The organism is Actinoplanes sp. NPDC051513 (assembly GCF_044454685.1).
Classification (GTDB): domain Bacteria; phylum Actinomycetota; class Actinomycetes; order Mycobacteriales; family Micromonosporaceae; genus Actinoplanes.
In genome coordinates, this window is the sequence record NZ_JBITDW010000021.1 from 56,615 (window position 1) to 71,842 (window position 15,228).

General features: G+C 71.2%; 12 protein-coding genes. 6 read left to right on the forward strand and 6 right to left on the reverse strand.

Annotated elements, in window-relative coordinates:
- Positions 1–183: 183 nt before the first annotated feature.
- A complete protein-coding gene (locus tag ACIA5D_RS39915; protein ID WP_396035713.1) occupies positions 184–3,216 on the forward strand; it encodes a S8 family serine peptidase in 3,033 nt (1,010 codons plus the stop codon).
- Between the two features lie 66 nt (positions 3,217–3,282).
- On the opposite strand, the gene ACIA5D_RS39920 is transcribed toward ACIA5D_RS39915, so the two are convergent.
- Positions 3,283–4,038: a class I SAM-dependent methyltransferase gene (locus ACIA5D_RS39920; protein ID WP_396035714.1), complete on the reverse strand. Its 756-nt coding sequence runs from the start codon at positions 4,036–4,038 to the stop codon at positions 3,283–3,285.
- A gap of 48 nt (positions 4,039–4,086) precedes the next feature.
- Here ACIA5D_RS39920 and ACIA5D_RS39925 point away from each other — a divergent pair, with 48 nt between their 5' ends.
- Positions 4,087–4,644, forward strand: a complete 558-nt coding sequence (locus ACIA5D_RS39925) for a helix-turn-helix domain-containing protein (RefSeq protein WP_396035715.1) — start codon at positions 4,087–4,089, stop codon at positions 4,642–4,644.
- A 12-nt stretch (positions 4,645–4,656) separates the two neighbouring features.
- Here the strand turns inward: ACIA5D_RS39925 and ACIA5D_RS39930 are convergent, their stop codons facing one another.
- Positions 4,657–5,595 carry a zinc-dependent alcohol dehydrogenase family protein gene (locus tag ACIA5D_RS39930; protein WP_396035716.1) on the reverse strand — a complete coding sequence of 313 codons (939 nt, stop codon included), beginning with the start codon at positions 5,593–5,595 and terminating at the stop codon, positions 4,657–4,659.
- A 49-nt stretch (positions 5,596–5,644) separates the two neighbouring features.
- Here ACIA5D_RS39930 and ACIA5D_RS39935 point away from each other — a divergent pair, with 49 nt between their 5' ends.
- Both ACIA5D_RS39935 and ACIA5D_RS39940 read left to right on the forward strand, forming a co-directional pair.
- Positions 5,645–6,229, forward strand: coding sequence for a TetR/AcrR family transcriptional regulator (locus ACIA5D_RS39935; RefSeq protein WP_396035718.1), 585 nt, complete (start codon positions 5,645–5,647; stop codon positions 6,227–6,229).
- A 32-nt stretch (positions 6,230–6,261) separates the two neighbouring features.
- Positions 6,262–6,804 carry a TetR/AcrR family transcriptional regulator gene (locus ACIA5D_RS39940; protein WP_396035719.1) on the forward strand — a complete coding sequence of 181 codons (543 nt, stop codon included), beginning with the start codon at positions 6,262–6,264 and terminating at the stop codon, positions 6,802–6,804.
- A 3-nt stretch (positions 6,805–6,807) separates the two neighbouring features.
- On the opposite strand, the gene ACIA5D_RS39945 is transcribed toward ACIA5D_RS39940, so the two are convergent.
- From ACIA5D_RS39945 to ACIA5D_RS39960, 4 genes are all read right to left on the reverse strand, one after another.
- Positions 6,808–8,715, reverse strand: coding sequence for a potassium transporter Kup (locus ACIA5D_RS39945; RefSeq protein ID WP_396035720.1), 1,908 nt, complete (start codon positions 8,713–8,715; stop codon positions 6,808–6,810).
- Positions 8,716–8,821: 106 nt separating this feature from the next.
- On the reverse strand, positions 8,822–10,369 hold the full coding sequence (locus ACIA5D_RS39950) for a M1 family metallopeptidase (protein WP_396035721.1): 1,548 nt from the start codon (positions 10,367–10,369) through the stop codon (positions 8,822–8,824).
- A 35-nt stretch (positions 10,370–10,404) separates the two neighbouring features.
- The gene (locus ACIA5D_RS39955) at positions 10,405–11,871 is read right to left on the reverse strand and encodes a diguanylate cyclase (protein ID WP_396035723.1); all 1,467 of its coding nucleotides are present in this window, start codon (positions 11,869–11,871) and stop codon (positions 10,405–10,407) included.
- Positions 11,826–12,221: a GAP family protein gene (locus ACIA5D_RS39960; protein WP_396035725.1), complete on the reverse strand. Its 396-nt coding sequence runs from the start codon at positions 12,219–12,221 to the stop codon at positions 11,826–11,828. Before ACIA5D_RS39960 ends, ACIA5D_RS39955 begins: the two co-directional genes overlap by 46 nt.
- A gap of 225 nt (positions 12,222–12,446) precedes the next feature.
- On the opposite strand from ACIA5D_RS39960, the gene ACIA5D_RS39965 reads away from it, so the two are divergent.
- Together ACIA5D_RS39965 and ACIA5D_RS39970 are read left to right on the forward strand one after the other, a co-directional pair.
- Entirely contained in the window at positions 12,447–14,663 is a 2,217-nt protein-coding gene (locus ACIA5D_RS39965; RefSeq protein ID WP_396035726.1) for a tetratricopeptide repeat protein, read from the forward strand.
- Positions 14,664–14,735: 72 nt separating this feature from the next.
- The gene (locus tag ACIA5D_RS39970; protein WP_396035728.1) at positions 14,736–15,185 is read left to right on the forward strand and encodes a hypothetical protein; all 450 of its coding nucleotides are present in this window, start codon (positions 14,736–14,738) and stop codon (positions 15,183–15,185) included.
- Positions 15,186–15,228 lie beyond the last annotated feature (43 nt).

Consider the following 15,228-nt stretch of genomic DNA (forward strand, 5'->3'; position numbering starts at 1 on the left):
ACCGCAGTACAAGCGCCCGCGGCAGCGGCGCCGTCCACCGCCGGAGCAGCGACGGGAACAACTGCCAGTCAAGCAACGTCCGTCAAGCCGGCCACGGTCACGCTGATCACCGGGGACCGGGTCACGATCCGCGGGAAGAACGCCTCGATCACGCCGGGGCCGGGCCGCGGCAAGATCCGCTTCATGAGCCAGATGATCGACGGCCATCGGTACGTCATCCCGTCCGACGCGCTCGGACTGCTGCGGGCCGGGCAGATCGACAAGAGGCTTTTCGATATCGGCCTGCTGGAGCCGAACGGGGATCTGCGCCTGCTGATCTCGTACGGTAAAAACAGCGCAAGCGTCGCACGCAGCGCGGCCACGGCGGGTGGAGCGCGGGTGACGCGCGACCTTCCGGCCGTCACCACCCTCGCGGCCCGCGCGAACCTCACCGAGCGTATCTCGCTCTGGTCGTCGCTCACCAAGGGCGAGACGCTGCGCCCGGGCATCCGCAAGGTGTGGCTGGACGGCAAGCGCAAGGTCAGCCTGGATGTCAGCGTGCCGCAGATCGGCGCGCCGACAGCATGGCAGGCCGGGTACGACGGCGCCGGCGTGAAGGTCGCCATTCTGGACACCGGCATCGATCAGACGCACCCGGACGTCGCGGGGCAGATCGCGGCCACCCAGAACTTCACGACCACGGCGACCGTCGACGACGAGGTCGGGCACGGCACGCACGTCGCCTCGATCATCGCGGGGACGGGAGCCGCGTCGGGCGGGCGCTACAAGGGCGTCGCGCCGGGCGCCAAGCTGCTGATCGGCAAGGTGTGCGAGACCGAGTTCTGCGACGACTCCGCGATCCTGGCCGGCATGGCCTGGGCCGCCGCGAACGCGCCCGTGATCAACATGAGCCTCGGCGGCTTCGACACGCCGGAGATCGACCCGCTCGAGCAGGCGGTGCAGGACCTGACCGCGCAGTACGACACGCTGTTCGTGATCGCGGCCGGCAACGACGGCGGCAAGGGCACGGTGGGCTCGCCGTCCACCGCCGACGACGCGCTCTCGGTCGGGGCCGTCGACGACGAGGACCAGCTGGCCGGGTTCTCGAGCCGTGGGCCGCGCGCCGGGGATCACGCCCTCAAGCCGGACATCACCGCGCCGGGCGTGGACATCGTGGCGGCGAAGGCGGCGAACGGGTTCATCGGGGACCCGGCGCCGGTGGACGGGTACGTGTCGCTGTCGGGCACCTCGATGGCGACCCCGCACGTGGCCGGCGCGGCGGCGATTCTCACGCAGGAGCACCCGGCGTGGTCGTCGAAGCTGCGCAAGAACACGCTGATGGGCTCGGCGAAGCCGACCGAGGGCGTGAACGCGTTCGACCAGGGCGCGGGGCGGGTCGACGTGGCCCGGGAGATCACCCAGACGGTGACCGTGGATGAGGGCAGCCTCAGCTTCGGCCTCCAGCAGTGGCCGCACGGCGACGACTTGCCCGTCACCAGAACAGTGACATATCGGAATTCAGGCGATAAAGCTGCCGAGATTTCTCTACCACCGCCAGCCGCTCCCTTCGCCGTCGCCGACACCCACCTGACCGTGCCGGCCGGGGGCACCGCGTCCACCACGGTCACCGCGAACACCAACAACGCGGCCATCCCGGACGGCGCCATCGGCGGCTACCTCACCGCCACCGGCAGCGGCGGCATCCAGGTGCAGACCCCGCTCGGCGTCGACAAGGAGGTGGAGAGCTACGACGTCAGCATCGCGTTCACCAACCGCGACGGCACCCCGAACTCCGACCACTACATGGCCCTGTTCAACCTCGACGCGTTCGAGGCCTTCGACGTCTTCGGCGCCGAGCCGGTCGCCAAGCTGCGCCTGCCGAAGGGCCGCTACGGCGCCTTCGCCTGGATCAACAACGGCGAGACCGACACCAGCATGGTCGTCGCGAGCGAGCTGGTCGTCGACAAGGCCATGACGATCGCCGCGGACGCCCGCAAGGCCAAGCCGGTGCGGGTCACGCCGCCGCAGTCCGGGGCGGGCACGCTGCTGGCCGCGGTCAACGGCGACTGGTCGGGCGACGACTTCGGCGTCTCGGCCAGCCTGGTCAGCTTGACGTTCGACTCGGTCTACGCGGGCCGGATCAACGAGGTGTCCAGCCCGCTCTTCGTGGGCAGCGTGAACGGCTCCTTCGCCGACCCGGGAGCGGACGAGACCTATCGGAACAGTCCCTACACGGTGGATCTCGCCTACTTCAGTCCCGGCCGCATGTTCGCGGGCCTGGTCAGGGCGCCGAGGCTCAAGGACCTGGCGATCCTGAGGACGACGTTCGCCGCGGAGGCCACCGGCGCCGAGGGCGCGAAGGCCAACATGGCGCAGTACACCGAGAACAGCGGCGGCTGGATGACCTTCGTCCCGTTCGACCTGCCGTTCCGGCGCACCGAATACGTCAACACGGAGGCGCCGTGGATGGGCGACTTCATGCAGCAGTTGCCGGCCGTCGGCGACGAGTTCCCGGAGTGGCTCAGCGAGCAGACCAGCGGCCGCACGGCGTTGCGCGCCGGCCGCACCTACCCGCAGGCCTGGAACGGCGCCGTCTTCGGGCCCAACGTCACCCAGCCGCCGTGGGAGGGCTTCTGGGTCACCCGTCAACAAGATCACATCATCGCGTACGTGCCGATGTTCGGCGACGGTGCGGGGCATCCCGGAGGGTCGTCGGCGGACGAGGAGTCGATCGCCCTCTACCGCGGGAACACGAAGCTCGGCGAGGGCACCGACTACGACGTGCCACCGGGAACGGCCACCTACCGGCTCGAGGCCGCCTCGACCCGTAGCGCTCCGCACACGCTGAGCACCTCGGTGACTGGCGTGTGGACGTTCCGGTCGGGGCACGTCGACGGTGCGGCGTTCCGGCGGCTGCCGGTCTCGACCGTGCGGTTCAGCCCACGGCTGGACGCCCGGAACACGGCGCCGGGCGGGTGCCGGTTCGAGATCCCGGTGACGGTCGAGCGCCAGCCGGGCTCGTCGGCCGGGCCGGTCAGGTCACTGCGCGTCGAGGTCTCCTTCGACGACGGCAAGACCTGGAGGCCGGCGTCGCTGCGCGGCTCCGGCGATCACCGGGTGGCGGCCGTGCAGCATCCGCGGGGCGCGGCGTTCGCGTCCCTGCGGGCCGCGTCGACCGACACGAAGGGCAACACGGTGACCGAAACGGTCATCCGGGCGTACGCGTTGCGCCGATGATGCCGGTGACGGGCGGTCACCTCGGCAGGCCGCCCGTCACCTCTTCACGACCCGCCGCGGCGTTGTTCACGAGGTTTTGACGCCGGACCACACCGTGCGGGTGGCGCGGATCGTCAGCTCGCCGGGCGCCGGCGCCGTCAACGCGGCCAGCTCATCCGGACTGAGGCGGTCGGCGAGCCGGTCGCGCATGCGATGCAGGGTGACCTCGGCGTAGCGGACGGCGTTCGCGGGCAGCGGCGGCCGGAGCTCGATGTCGAAGCGGCGCTCGCCCCGCAGCTCGAAGCCGGCCTTGCGCAGGCGCGCGCCCCAGTCCTCGTGCATGTGCAGGCCGGCCTCGTGGCGCATGCGGTCGATCTCGGCATGGCCGCGCTCCTCGGCCTCGTTGTGCAGGAAGCGCGGGAACGCGTCGAGCTCGGTGATCAGGATGGCCCCGCCCGGTCGCAGCAGGTCGTGAATCTGACCGAGCGTTCGGTCAGGATCCTTGAGGTGGTGCATCGAGGCGGACGCCCACACGAGATCGGCCGGGCCCAGCTCGGGCCAGTCGCCGTCGAGGTCGGCCTGGACCGTGCGGATGCGGTCGTTGCCGCCGGCGCGGTGGCGCAGGTGCGCGAGCATCTCGTCGTCCACGTCGACCGCGATGATCTCGGCCTCGGGCAGGTGCCGGGCCAGGGCGAGCGTGCCGGTGCCGGTCCCCGCGCCGAGGTCGACGATGCGGGCCTTTGCCGGCACCAGGGCTCCGGCCCAGGAGATCACTTCGCGGTGGAACTCGTGCAGGACTTCGGCGTCGAGGTCGAGCATCTCGGTCATGTGCTGATGTGCCATGCCTTCGACGCTACCGTTTGCTTGCGCCTGAGGCATACAATCTTGCGTATGACGCAAGACGGTGAGCTGGACGCGGTGGTCCGGCAGCGCATCCGGGGTCTGCGGGTCGCGCGCGGCTGGTCGCTGGACGAGCTGGCGGCCCGCAGCTATCTGAGCCCCTCGACCCTGAGCCGCATCGAGACCGGCCACCGGCGGATCGCCCTCGACCAGCTGGCGCCGATCGCCCGGGCGCTGGGCACGACGCTCGACCAGCTGGTCGAATCGGGCCGCGACGAGGACGTGGTGATCCGGCCCCACTGCGACGACGCCCGCGGCATCACGACGTGGCTGCTGTCGCGGGAGGGCGCGCCGGCGACGGTCGCGAAGATGCGGGTGGCCCGCCCGGTGCCGGCCGACCTGCGCGTGCATCCCGGCCGCGACTGGTTCACCGTCCTGTCCGGGACGGTCGTGCTGCGGCTGGCCGAGCGCACGATCCTGGTCCGGGAGGGCGAGGCCGCGGAGTTCTCGACCATGGTGCCGCACGCTTTCGGGGTCACGGGCGGGGCGGCCGAGATCCTCTGCATCCTCGACCACGAGGGCGAGCGCACGCACCTGGGCCCGGCCTAGCCCGGCCCCCGCCTACGGAGTCAGCACGATCCGGCCGAAGACCTCGCCCGCATCCATCTTCCGGTGCGCCAGCGCGGCCCGATCCAGCGGCAGCACCTCGTGCACGACGGCTTTCAGACCCTCGTCGGCGAACTGCTCCGTCCGGACGGCGCGGCGGGCGGCCTCGGGCACCGTGGCGGCGCTGAAGGTGGCGAACGACATCGACTTCTGGAACGCGGCCATCAGCCTCGCGCCGAAGTCGGCCGGGGGCGGGCCGCCGACCGCGCCCACCGCGACGAGGCGGCCGTTGGGGTTGAGCCGGTCGAAGAACGACGGCATGGCCGGGCCCGCGACGATGTCGATGATGACGTCGTAGTGCCCCTCTCCCCCGGCCCTGTCCAGGACGTGGGTCGCGCCCAGTTCACGCAGCCGGCGGCCGCGCTCCGGGGAGGACGCGGTGACGGCTACGACGCCCGCCTTGCCCTTCACCGCCAGCTGGACCGTCATGATCCCGATGCTGCCGGCGGCGCCGCGGACCAGAACCGCCTCGCCGGGCTCGAATCTCGCGTGGGCGAGGCCGAAATGCGCCACCACACCGGCGCTGCCGAGCGTCACGGCGTCCACGGCGTCCAGGCGGCCGGGAAGCGGCACGAGCTCGCCGACGGGCGCGATCGCCTGCTCGACGTAGCCGCCGCCGGTCCCGGTGAACGCCCAGACCCGCTGCCCGAGCCAGGCGGGGTCGACGCCCTCGCCGACCGCGGCCACCGTTCCCGCGACCTCGCCGCCCAGGATGTGCCCCTCCTGGAAGCCGTAGGCGGCGAGATCACCGCGCCGGATCACGACGTCGACGCCGCCCACCCCGATCGCCTCGGTGGCGATCAGCACCTCGTCCGGTCCCGGCGCCGGGGTGGGGATGTCGATGACCGCGATCCCCTCGGGACCCCCGAACCTGGTGATCGCGACTGCCTTCATGGTGATCGACCCTAACGGACGGGGGCGTCCGTTTAGCTAAAGTGAGAGCGTGCCCGCCCCTTTGCCTCAGTCGCTGCGCTCGGACGCCCGCGACAACCGCGACCGCATCCTCACGGCGGCCCGCGCGATCTTCGCCGCCGCGGGCCTGGACGTCCCCCTGCGCGAGATAGCCCGCCGCGCCGGCGTCGGCCCGGCGACGCTCTATCGCCACTTCCCCACCAAGCAGGCGCTGGTCACCGAGGCATTCGCCGAGCAGATGCACGCCTGCCACGCCGTCATCGAGGAGGGCCTGGCCGCACCCGACCCGTGGCAGGGCCTGTGCGCCGCCATCACGAGCCTGTGCGAGCTGCACGCCCGCGACTGGGGTTTCGCGATGGCGTTCGCCTCGGCCTTTCCGCACGCCGCCGAGCTGGCGGCGGCCCGCTCACGGTCCGTCGCGGCCCTGGCCGGCCTGGCGCTTCGGGCCCGCCGGAGCGGCCGGATGCGTGCGGACGTGACCGTGGACGACCTGATCCTCATGCTGGCCGCCAACACCGGGCTGCGCGCCACCTCGCCCGAGGCCCGGGTAGCCGCGTCACGCCGCTTCGCCGAGCTGACGATCCGAGCCCTGAGCGGCCCTTCTGGCATGCTGTAAGCGGAATCGAGTTCCGCGAGCAAGGGGGACAGGTGGCCGAATCCACGAAGCGGGCCGATGCCCAGCGCAATGAGCAGTCGCTGCTCGCCGCCGCGGCCGCGGCGTTCGTCGAGGACGGCGTCCACGTGCCGGTGCGGGACATCGCCGCGAAGGCCGGGGTCGGCGTCGGGACGATCTACCGCCACTTCCCCACCCGGGCCGACCTCATCGTCGCCGTCTACCGGCACCAGGTCGAGGCCTGCGCCGACGCCGGGCCCGCTCTGCTGAAGCAGAGCGCGAGCCCGCACGCGGCGCTGGCCGCCTGGATCGACCTCTTCGTCGACTTCCTGGTCACCAAGCACGGGCTCGCCGAGGCGCTGCAATCCGACGACGCGGCCTTCCAGAGCCTGCACGCCTGGTTCCTCGACCGCCTCGTCCCGGTGTGCGCGCAACTTCTGGAGGCGGCCGGCGTCCGGGCCGACGTCGGGGCCTTCGAGCTCATGTACGCCGTCGGCAACCTCTGCATCGGAGCCGACAAGGACGAGCGCTACGACGTACGCCGGATGGTGGGTGTTCTGATCAGGGGATTGACCTAGCGCCTAGACCTCGATGTGCGAGCCCATGATGACCGTGCGGTCGCGGGGCAGGCCGAAGTGCTCGGCGGCGTCGGCGGTGATGTACGAGGTGGCGATGAACAGCCGCTTGCGCCAGGCGGCCATGGTGTGGGTGTCGCCCCGGCGCAGCTCGATCTTCGAGAGGAAGTACGAGGCGTTCTCGAGGTCGAGCCGGCCCTCGGTGGTGGCGGGGTCGAGCAACTTCAGCGCGGCCTGGAGGTCCTGGGTCTCGGCGTACCCGAAACGCATGCTCACGAAGAAGATGCCGTCGTCCTCGTAGCCGAGCGGGTCGACCTCGATCCGGTCCTCGTCGCGCAGGCGCGGCACGGGCAGCGTGTCGATCGAGATAATCAGGACGTGCTCGTGCCGCACGTGGTTGTGCTCGACATTGGCCCGCATCGCCAGCGGCGCGCTCTGGTTGCCCCGGTTGAGGAAGACGGCGGTGCCGGACACCTTGGCGATCGTGGCCGCCTTCTCGCGCAGCTGGGCGATGAACTCGCTGAGCGAGCCCTCGGCCTTGAGGCGCTGCTCGGTGACGACCTCGCGGCCCTTCTGCCAGGTGGTCATGACGGTGAACGCGATCAGCGCGATCAGCAGCGGCAGCCAGGCGCCGTGCAGCAGCTTGGTGAGGTTGGCCGCCACGAACAGCAGGTCGATCGAGAGCAGCACCACGGCGCCGGCGATCAGCAGCCACAGCGGCGTCTTCCACCGCTGGTGGGCGATGTAGAAGAACAGCAGGGTGGTGATGGTGATCGTGCCGGTCACGGTCATGCCGTACGCGTACGCGAGCGCGGCCGAGCTGCGGAACGCGAAGACCAGGGTCAGCACCGAGACCAGCAGCAGCCAGTTGATCCACGGCACGTAGATCTGGCCGACCTCCTGCTCGCTGGTGTAGACGACGCGCAGCCGCGGCAGGTAGCCGAGCTGAGCGGCCTGCGAGGTGACCGAGAACGCGCCGGTGATCACGGCCTGGGCGGCGATGATCGTGGCGGCGGTGGCGAGCAGGACCAGCGGCAGGCGCAGCGATTCCGGGGCGAGCAGGAAGAACGGGCCACTGATGTTCGCGGGGTTGTCGATGATCAGGGCGCCCTGGCCGAAGTAGCTCAGGATCAGGGCGGGCAGGACCAGGAACAGCCAGCCGCGGGAGATCGCCCGGCGGCCGAAGTGGCCCATGTCGGCGTAGAGGGCCTCGGCGCCGGTCACCGAGAGCACGACGGCGGCGAGCGCGAAGAAGGCGATGTGGAAATGACCGAAGAGAAAGCCCAAGGCGTACGTCGGGGAGAGCGCCTCCAGGATTGCCGGGTGCTTGGCGATTCCGGTGATGCCCAGCGAGCCGATGACCACGAACCAGGCGATCATGACGGGCCCGAAGACGCGGCCGACCGCCGAGGTGCCGCGCCGCTGCACCATGAAGAGCACGACGATGATCACCGCGGTGATCGGCACGACGGCCTTGTCGAACGACGGCTCCACGAGCTTGAGGCCCTCGACCGCGGAGAGCACCGAGATGGCCGGCGTGATCATGCTGTCGCCGAAGAACAGCGCCGCCCCGAAGATGCCGAGGCCCGCGAGCCACAGCGTCGCCCGCCGGCCGCGCTTGGCCGCGGAGCGCCGCAGCAGCGTGATCAGGGCCATCACGCCACCCTCGCCATCGTTGTCGGCGTGGAGGGCCAGGAAGATGTAGGTGATGGTCACGACGATCATGACCGACCAGAAGATCAGCGACACCACGCCGTAGACGTTGTCGGTGCTGACCGGCACCGGGTGCGGGTCGTCCGGGTTGAAGACGGTCTGGAGGGTGTAGATCGGGCTCGTGCCGATGTCGCCGAACACGACGCCGAGCGCGCCGATCACCAGTGCTAGACGCACCGTGTCCTTGGTGCCCGTTTGCACGGCGATCCTCCCTCATCCGGGTGACACCCGGGACACTACGGCCCGGCGGTCTCCCGGTTCGGGAGAACCCGCCGGTGGAGGATCTTCCTCCACCGGCGGGTGTGGATCAACGCAGCTGTGCCGCAGGTGACAGCGGGGCCGGCGTGGCGGATGCGGTGGCCGGAGTGACCGGGGTCACGGTCCAGTCGGGGTGGCCGGGCATCGGCGGCGTCTTGGCGCCGTAGAGCCAGGCGGTCATGAAGGCCTGCAGGTTCTGACCCGAGACCTTCGAGGCGAGGTCGATGAAGTCCTGCGACGAGGCGGACTCGCCGCGGTACTTCGCGACCCAGGCCCGCTCGAGCTGCTCGAACTTCTTCACGCCGATCTGCTGGCGCAACGCGAACAGGACGAGCGCTCCCCCGTCGTACACGTTGGGGTTGAAGACGTCCCAGATCACGTCGGCCTTGAGCGGGTGCGCGACCGGGCCGTAGCGGGCGCGGTACTGGTCGCCCCGGGCGTAGACGCGCTTGTAGTACTCGTCGAGGGTGGCGACGCCGGCGTAGTCGGGCAGGTTGCCGGTGTCGTACGCGTACGTCACCTCGTACCAGGTGGCGTGCCCCTCGTTCTGCCAGACATCGCTCCACTCCCAGGGCGCGACGCTGTCGCCGAACCACTGGTGGGCGAGCTCGTGGTTGAGGATCGGGTCGAGGATGAACTGCGGAAGGCTGAAGAACGACGTGTCGTAGAGCGACAGCCCCTGCGTCTCGAGGGCGAAGCCCAGGTCGCCGTCGATGACGAGCGAGCCGTACTTGTCGAACGGGTACTTGCCGACCTTGCTCTCCATGTACTTGATCTGGTTGCGCTCGTCGGCGGCCTTGGGCAGCAGCTCCGCGGCCAGCCGCGGCGGCACGACGTCGCGCACCGGCACCCCGTTGACCGGCTCGCGCCAGTAGATGCCGTAGTCGCCGACCGCGACCTGGATGAGTTCGCTGGCCATCTGGTGCGACTCGCGGTACGTCGAGGTGACGTAGCCGCCGTGCTGCGACTTGTGCACCAGCACGCCGTTCGCGAAGCCGTTCCAGCCGACCGGCGCGGTCATGCTGATCGTGTACGTCGCCATGTCGCGCGGGTGGTCGTTGCTCGGGAACAGCTGGTGCGACTGGTCGGGCTGCCCGGCCATCATGGTGCCGTCCGGCGTGACCACGAAGCCCGCCGGCGACGAAGCGTTGGGCGCGATCGGGGTGGCGGTGAAGCCGGAGACCGTCACGGTGAAGCGCTTGTGCTTGGCGAGCGGGTGCTTGGGCGTGATGACCACCTCGTCGCCGTCGCGGGTGAACGTGGCCGTCCGGCCGTTCACCGCGACCGTGCCGACGCTGTCGCCACCGAAGTCGAGGTCGAAGCGGGACAGGGACTGCGTGGCGACCGCCGTGATCGTCACGTTGCCCCGGACTTGCTGCGCCGGGTCTTTGGCGGGGTAGGTGAGGCGTAAGTCGTAGTTGAGGACGTCGTACCCGCCGTTACCGAGCAGCGGATACAGCCGGTCGCCGATCCCCGGGGCGCCGGGCGTGGGGTGATGCCCGCCGGCGTAGGCCGGACCGACCGCGATGGCGGAGCCCGCCAGCCCGAGCAGCACTGCCGATCCGGCGGCTACCAGGCGGGACCTGAGATTACTCATGTCAGCTCTCATGGCCGCCGAGCGTAACAATAGATCTAGATCAGTGAGTACGGCTTTTCGGGGCGAGCCACAGTGGTCGATCGGCGGGCACGCTTGACCGTGAACATGGCATGGTCGGCCCGGGAAAGAAGATCATCCCCGTCGATGCATTCTGCAGTCGAGGCCATCCCGACGCTGGCCCCGACGTGCACCACCGCGCCGTCGACGACGATGGGCTCGCGCAGGGCGTACTCGATGCGCTCGGCTTCGACCGAGGACAGGCCCTCGCCGAGGACGGCGAACTCGTCCCCGCCCAGCCGCGCGCAAAGGTCGGACGAACGCACCTGGCCGCGGATCCGCCGGGCCACCTCGACCAGCACCGCGTCGCCGGCCGCGTGCCCGTGCTCGTCGTTGACTGCCTTGAACCCGTCGAGGTCGATGTAGAGCAGCACGAGCCCGTCGTGGCCGAAGGCCGGTCGCTCGCCGAGCCCACGCCGGTTGGCCGGCCGCTCGCTGAGCGCGCGCCGGTTGGCCAGCCGCTCGCTGAGCGCGCGCCGGTTGGCCAGCCCGGTGAGGCTGTCGTGCCCGGCCAGGTGGATCAGGCTCTGCTGGGCCCGGACCTGCTCGCGCACGGCGCCGGTGAAGCGGGCCAGACAGAGCGCCACCGTGGTCACCGTGGCGAGAAGCAGCAGGAACCGCTCCCTCGCCGGCGCCGCGCCCTGCACGACCGCCATGATCGGCGCGGTGAGCAGGGCCAGCCCCAGGAAGACCAGCCGGGCCGGGTGCAGGCCGGCCACCTCGGCCTGGGCCGGCCGCACCAGCAGGTCGCGGTCGCGGAGCAGCAGCGGCGCCACCACCAGCCCGTTGGCCAGCAGCAGCGCGCCGTTGAGCCGGTCGACGGACTCGGCCGCCCAGTCGGCGGCGACCAGCGTGATCCCGGTGTCCAGGAACAGCATGAGCCCGATGCCGGTGACCAGCAGCTTGCCGGCCATGCCGGTGCGGCCGGGCGAGAGCACCAGGTAGAGCACCGCCGCGAGCAGCACCAGGTCGCCGACCGGGTAGAGCGCGCCGACGAACACCGCCAGCGCGTCGCCGTCGAGGTTGGGGGCGATGAACAGTTGCCAGGCGGCGACCGTGGCCGCCGTGGTGAGCGTGAGACCGTCCTGCAGCGCGGCGCGTCCGCGACCCGGCCCGCGCCGTCGCACGATGCTGAGCAACGCCGCGGCCAGCAGCGGATACCCGGCGAGCCAGAACAGGTCCTGCACGCCCACGTCGGTCTCGGCGTGGGTCAGCTGCAGAATCCCCCAGGTGACATCGCCGCCGAGCCACGAGGTCACGGCCGCGGCGATCAGAATCCATGGCGTACGGCCGCCGGCCGCCGGCCTCAGCGCGGCCGCCCACGCCGCGGCGGTCATCCCGACGAAGCAGGTCAGGTAGGCCGTCTGCCCGAGGACGGAGTCCGGGGTCAACGCGGTGATCAGCGCCCCGCACAGGAGCAGGATCGCGGCGACGGCTTTCCACACGCCAGGGCAATCGGCAGAGCCGTCACCCGTCTGAGTGAACCGCCGCCACGGCCTCGTCGGCGGCGGCGGAACTGCCGGACCGCGATCAGCAGCAACAGCACGCCGAGGATCAGCGCCACCCACCCGGCCCAGGCGGGCTTGCCGCCGTCGTCGCCGCTGGATGCCGGGCCGGCCAGCAGCAGCACCACCGTGCCGACTGCGGCCAGCCCGACCAGCCAGCCGAGCACGAACGCCGGTCCGTTGGTCCGCGCCCGGGGCGTCGTCAGCATCAGGATCACCGCGATGATCGGAACGGGGCTGAGCGCCGCACCGATCGCGGTCGGCAGGCTCTGCCCGATCGCCTCACCCATGCCTGCCACGATCGCCGCCCTTGACGATCGTGGCATCCCCCCGGCATGGATGACCAGGCCCCGCTGAGCCTCCCCCTCTGGCTCAGCGCGGCTCCTATACACGTTCTCCTGTCGGGCGAGTAGGCACCAGGAACTTCACCGGCACTTTGCTGTCGGCCGCTTGTCACCCGGGGATGCGCGGGCCTGAGACGATCGGGGCAGATCGATTGACTTTGGGGTGATTCGGTGTTCGGTGACCTGGTGCGCGCCCACCGCCGCCGGCTCGGCATGACCCAGGAGGACCTGGCGGACCGGGCCGGGGTCAGCGTGCGCAGCATCGGGAAGTGGGAGGGCGGGCAGGTCGCCGCGCCGCGCATGGTGACGCTGCGGGTGCTGGCCTCGGCGTTCGGCCTCACCGGCGCCGGCCTCGACGAGTTCCTGCAGTCCGCTTCGCAGGACATCACGCCCGCCCAGCTGCCGCTCGATCCGGCGGGCTTCACCGGACGGGATCGGGAGCTGGCCCGCCTCGACGCGCTGCTCTCGTCCGGCCTGTCCGGCGTGATCATCTCGGCCGTGTCGGGGACCGCCGGCGTCGGCAAGACCACGCTCGCCGTGCGCTGGGCGCATCGCGTGCGGCACCTCTTCCCCGACGGTCAGCTCTACGTCAACCTGCGCGGCTTCGGACCGTCCGGTCCGCCACTGGCTGCCGGCGAGGCGCTGCGCGGCATGCTGGACGGGCTCGGCGTGCCGCCTCAGCGGGTCCCGGCCGAGCTCGGCTCGCGCGCCGCGCTGTACCGCAGCGCGCTCGCCGGCCGCCGGATGCTGATCCTGCTCGACAACGCTGCCGACGCCGCCCAGGTGCGCCCGCTGCTGCCCGGCGTGCCCGGCTGCGTCGTGGTGGTGACAAGCCGTGACCGGCTCGCCGGCCTCACCGTCACCGACAGCGCTCAACTGCTGTTGCTCGACGTGCTCACCCCCGACGGCGCCCGGTCACTGCTGGCGCGAAGAATCGGCGCCGATCGCGTACGGGCGGAGCCGCGCGCCGTCGACGAGATCGCCTCGGTGTGCGCGTACCTGCCGCTGGCCCTCGCGATCGTGGCGGCCCGCGCGGCCGCGCACCCCGGGTTCGCGCTCGCCGACATCGCCGCCGAGCTGCGCGCGGCCCGGCTCGACGCGCTGGCCGGCCCCGACCCGGCGACCGACGTGCGGGCGGTGTTCTCCTGGTCGTACCGCAAACTCGGCCCCGCGGCCGCCCGGCTGTTCCGCCTGCTCGGCCGGCACCCCGCACCGGTCGCCGGGGCGGACGCGCTGGCCAGCCTGGCCGCGCTGCCGGTCGCCTCGCTGCGGCCGCTGCTGGCCGAGCTGGCCGGGGCCAACCTGCTGTCCGAACCGCAGCCCGGCCGGTTCGGCTGCCACGACCTGCTGCGCGAGTACGCCCGCTCGCTGGCCGCTTCGGAGCAGGACGCCGAAGTCCGGGTCCTCGACCACTACCTGCACACCGCGCTGGCCGCCGACCGGCAGCTCAAACGGCACCGGGGTCTCGGCGTGCCCCGGCCCAGCACCTACGCCCCCGGCGTCACGCCGACGCCGATCGCCGACGGGGCGCAGGCGATGGCCTGGTTCGCCGCCGAGCACCAGACGCTGCGGGCCGCCGCCGACCTGGCCGAGGAATCGGGACGGCACACGTACCAGTGGTGGCTCGCGTGGTCGCTGCAGACGTACCACGAGCGCCGGTGGGACAAGCGCAACTGGATCGTCTGGCAGATGCGCGCGGTGGCCGCCGCCGAGCGCGCCGGCGAGCCGCTGTTCGAGGCGGCCAGCCACTACAACGTCGGCTACGCCCAGTGCGAGGTCGGCGACCAGGAGGCGGGCCGCGGCCACCTGATCACCGCGCTGGCCCTCTACGAGAAGCTCGGGAACCTGGGCGGCATGGCCAAGGTGCACCTCAACCTGGGCATCATCGCCCGCCGCACCGGCGACCACGAGGGCGCGATCGCCGAGGCCTCCACCGCGCTCGACCTGTACCGCCGCGACAACGACCCGGTCGGCGAGGCCCGGGCCACCAACAACATCGGGTGGTGCCACCTCACGATGGGTGACTACCGCCGGGCGCTCGACTACTGCCGGCGCGCGGTGGCCGTACACGAGGCGGCGGGCAACCGGATGGGCGCCGGCCATTCCTGGGACAGCGTGGGAATGGCGCATTTCCGCCTGGAGGAGCACGACGAGGCGGCGGCCTGTTACCGCCGCTCGGTGGAGGCGTTCCGGGCCGAGCGGGACCGCCAGTACGAGGCGATAGCCCTGGCCCACCTGGGCGACGCCGAGGAGGCGGCCGGCCGGCAGCGCGCCGCCGGCGAGGCCTGGCGCGAGTCCCTGGCGATCCTCACCGAGATCGACCACCCGGACGCGGACGAGGTGCGCGAGAAACTGGCGGCCCGCGAGGTCCACCCCCAGGCCGGCTGACCGCACGTATCTTCCCAAGTCTGTCGGCCTTACTGACAGAAACTGTCAGGGGTAGGGGCCATGATCGTCGGCATGAACGACTTCGACTTCCTCATCGGCTCATGGCACGTCGTCAACCGCCGGCTCACGACGCTGTTTGCCGGCAGCGCCGACTGGGAGACCTTCCCCGGCACCACGACCTGCCAGCAGATCTTCGACGGCGGCGGCAACACCGACGAGATCATCTTCCCGACGCTGGGCAGCCGCGGCTTCACCGTGCGCCTGTTCGACCTCGAACGCAAGGAATGGTCTCTCTACTGGGCAAGCAGCCGCACCGGCTTGCTCTATCCACCGGTCGTGGGCACCTTCACCGATGGCCGCGGCGACTTCTACGGCGACGACACGCACGACGGGAAGCCGATCAAGGCGCACTTCATCTGGAGCGACATCACACCCACCTCGGCCCGCTGGGAACAGGAATTCTCCGCCGACGGCGGACAGACCTGGGAATCCAACTGGGTCATGGAATTCACCCGGGCATGACAGATCGGCTCGGCCCGCAAGGGCCGAGCCGCACAGCGGCGGC

What these genes read in the sequence shown, in the direction of transcription:
- ACIA5D_RS39930 (WP_396035716.1), bottom strand. Translation starts at nt 5,595, where the DNA reads ATGAAGGCAGTCGCGATCACCAGGTTCGGGGGTCCCGAGGGGATCGCG.
- ACIA5D_RS39950 (WP_396035721.1), bottom strand. Translation starts at nt 10,369, where the DNA reads ATGAGTAATCTCAGGTCCCGCCTGGTAGCCGCCGGATCGGCAGTGCTG.
- ACIA5D_RS39915 (WP_396035713.1), top strand. Translation starts at nt 184, where the DNA reads ATGAGCCAGATGATCGACGGCCATCGGTACGTCATCCCGTCCGACGCG.
- ACIA5D_RS39970 (WP_396035728.1), top strand. Translation starts at nt 14,736, where the DNA reads ATGAACGACTTCGACTTCCTCATCGGCTCATGGCACGTCGTCAACCGC.
- ACIA5D_RS39920 (WP_396035714.1), bottom strand. Translation starts at nt 4,038, where the DNA reads ATGGCACATCAGCACATGACCGAGATGCTCGACCTCGACGCCGAAGTC.
- ACIA5D_RS39960 (WP_396035725.1), bottom strand. Translation starts at nt 12,221, where the DNA reads ATGGGTGAGGCGATCGGGCAGAGCCTGCCGACCGCGATCGGTGCGGCG.
- ACIA5D_RS39925 (WP_396035715.1), top strand. Translation starts at nt 4,087, where the DNA reads ATGACGCAAGACGGTGAGCTGGACGCGGTGGTCCGGCAGCGCATCCGG.